This is a genomic window from Nostoc sp. FACHB-888, assembly GCF_014696655.1.
GTDB lineage: Bacteria > Cyanobacteriota > Cyanobacteriia > Cyanobacteriales > Nostocaceae > Nostoc.
In genome coordinates, this window is sequence record NZ_JACJQM010000384.1 from 1 (window position 1) to 2235 (window position 2235).

Genomic DNA, 2235 nt, shown 5'->3' on the forward strand with positions numbered 1-2235 from the left:
GTGATGTTTTTTCTGTCAGACGTTCCGCGATTACAACTATCGCTATAAATACCCCAGGCATCAATCTTTTTAGTTATCTCACCCCATTCAGATTAAGAAAACCAATCATTATAACACAAAATCAATTCTGCAAGAGGTCTAATGCCTTGGGGTTGAAACTATTAACTCAAATTGCAAGAGGAGCTTAATCAATGAATTACGAATCTCGGCGTATAACCATCTCCTACTTAGCAGTAATTGAATTGTGCAAGATGTTTGATTTACCCCAAGATGCACCGACACAAGCACTTTCAGCAGGTGTAGAGAAACTGATTTTTCAACATGGCAATGTGCAAACAATGCCCAAACCCGAAATAGCGCAATCTACACAGCTCAATAAATCGGCACTTAGCGCAATGGTCACTAATTTTAAGGGGGCAGCATGAACAGAACCACATTCAGAAACACGGTTTTAGGCATTGGAGCAACAGCAGCAGCGTTAGCCCTTGGCTACTTCGGAGTCCAGCAGCTTGGCAGAAACAATATGTTCACTATCGCCGCAGCTGTCGGGGGTGCAGGGGCTATCAGCTATGTACTACAAAAACCGAGCCAGCCAGAAGCGCCAAACAGTGAGCCAGAAGCACCAACCGCACCAATCAAAACCCAAAGGAGAAGAAACAAGTCATGAGCGACCAAGACACCCAAAAGACACAGCCATCGCTAACAACAACTGAAATCATGACCATCATCCTCGGTTGCGAACAGACTCTTAGGTTTGTGCAAGCATCCCCAAATTACAAACAGATTGAAGCATCGGAGCGGTTCAGTACATCGAATGACCTAAAAATGGGGGATGCTGTGCAAGCTTTGATGGAGATTCACGAAGCAATCCTAAATATCGAGTTTTATTCCCAAGTTGAGGGACAAACTTATGCTTTCAATGACAGCCTTACAGCGTAACCACCTTTACGAATTCCGTGGTCAACAATTGCGCTACAGCCATCGGTCTAATTGTGGAGTCAATGCGCCTTTCGTTTTCAATGACTCGAAAGGCAGAAGAAAAGAATTAAGCCAAAACCAAGTCCAGAGGGAGGTTTTTGAACTTGTTGAATTTCGTGAGAACTGATGATGAAGCGATCGCACCTGCCGGCAAGCTTGGCGATCGCCCATCTGTGCATCAAGTACATCAGACACATTTTGGATCTTATACCAATTTAATATGAAGCTGCATAGAATAGAGCTTCCAGGATAAAGTTATAAGAAGAGACAGAAATTACCTGCTCAAATGTAAGTTGGTCGAATATTTCTTGGATACGCTCGCGTAAAGCTTGTAAAGAAGAGAAAAGTTGATTTTTGAGAGGTTTCTTAAGAGCTTGCCAAAGCCTTTCTATAGGATTGAGTTCAGGAGCCGATGGTGGTTGAAATAGAGGAATAATATTCTCCGGCCAGCTAATTGCTGAACTTGTATGAGCTGGTGCTTGGTCAATCTGTAAAATGGCATGATCTGAGCCTAATTGCACAGATAGCCAGTCCAAAAACTGTTGAAAACACTCACCATTCAGTTTTGGGTACTCATAAAGAAAATGGTCTCCAGTTAATGGTTCAATTGCACCATAAATCCAAAAGTTATCTCTTGGCCATATCACTTTAACAGTGGGCTTGACTCCGGAAGCTGTAATCACTTTTCCTGTGAGAGTTTTCAGTCCAACCCTAGTTTCATCCTGACACAGGTAGCGAACACACTTGCCGGGTGCTAGATGTTCTTCTAGACGATTCAGAATCATACCGAGTTTTTTTTAAACTCAGATACCAACTTTTCATCCTGCTTGTGGCTTTGAGGACGTGGCACTTTTAGTTTTGCTCCTAATCGATATCGAACCCATGCATAAACCGTTGCATACTCTATATCTTGTCCATGTTCTTGTTTTAACCAATCAACTATTGCGCCATAGCTACTAAAGCCCTTTCCTGTTTTTAACTCCTCTTCAAGTGCTGCGATCGCAGCATCATCGATTTTCCGTTTTGCCCCTGGCGCTTTCTTGATTTCTAATAAGCCTGACAGTCCATCAGTTCTGTACTTCTGCAACCATCTCGTGACTGTTGAAGTATCTTTTGCCAAGCGTTTTCCGATTTCTTGCTGCTCCTTAACTTGCCCGTTGTTTAAACAGTGCAGTTATTTTCACTTTTCATTTATTGCAAGTTCACCCAGTTGGAATGTTCTTAGCTGTTGGGACTGCACACCTCTACTTTACTGCC

7 protein-coding genes are annotated in these 2235 nt (G+C 42.8%); 4 read left to right on the forward strand and 3 right to left on the reverse strand.

The window, feature by feature from the left end:
* From H6G26_RS42250 to H6G26_RS41125, 4 genes are all read left to right on the forward strand, one after another.
* A partial coding sequence (locus tag H6G26_RS42250) for a hypothetical protein (protein WP_206757597.1) occupies window positions 1–188 on the forward strand: 188 nt, incomplete at its 5' end.
* Between the two features lie 3 nt (window positions 189–191).
* Complete coding sequence (locus H6G26_RS41115) at window positions 192–425, forward strand: hypothetical protein (RefSeq protein ID WP_190737825.1); 234 nt, start codon at window positions 192–194, stop codon at window positions 423–425.
* A complete protein-coding gene (locus tag H6G26_RS41120) occupies window positions 422–667 on the forward strand; it encodes a hypothetical protein (protein ID WP_190737827.1) in 246 nt (81 codons plus the stop codon). The genes H6G26_RS41115 and H6G26_RS41120 overlap by 4 nt, the downstream gene beginning before the upstream one ends.
* A complete protein-coding gene (locus tag H6G26_RS41125; protein ID WP_109013541.1) occupies window positions 664–939 on the forward strand; it encodes a hypothetical protein in 276 nt (91 codons plus the stop codon). The genes H6G26_RS41120 and H6G26_RS41125 overlap by 4 nt, the downstream gene beginning before the upstream one ends.
* Before the next feature lie 33 nt (window positions 940–972).
* Here the strand turns inward: H6G26_RS41125 and H6G26_RS41130 are convergent, their stop codons facing one another.
* From H6G26_RS41130 to H6G26_RS41140, 3 genes are read right to left on the reverse strand one after another with little or no spacing between them, the layout of a single operon-like run.
* The gene (locus H6G26_RS41130; protein WP_190737829.1) at window positions 973–1173 is read right to left on the reverse strand and encodes a hypothetical protein; all 201 of its coding nucleotides are present in this window, start codon (window positions 1171–1173) and stop codon (window positions 973–975) included.
* Window positions 1174–1193: 20 nt separating this feature from the next.
* Window positions 1194–1763: an IS630 family transposase gene (locus tag H6G26_RS41135; RefSeq protein ID WP_190737831.1), complete on the reverse strand. Its 570-nt coding sequence runs from the start codon at window positions 1761–1763 to the stop codon at window positions 1194–1196.
* The gene (locus tag H6G26_RS41140) at window positions 1760–2098 is read right to left on the reverse strand and encodes a helix-turn-helix domain-containing protein (RefSeq protein ID WP_190737832.1); all 339 of its coding nucleotides are present in this window, start codon (window positions 2096–2098) and stop codon (window positions 1760–1762) included. The genes H6G26_RS41135 and H6G26_RS41140 overlap by 4 nt, the downstream gene beginning before the upstream one ends.
* Window positions 2099–2235 lie beyond the last annotated feature (137 nt).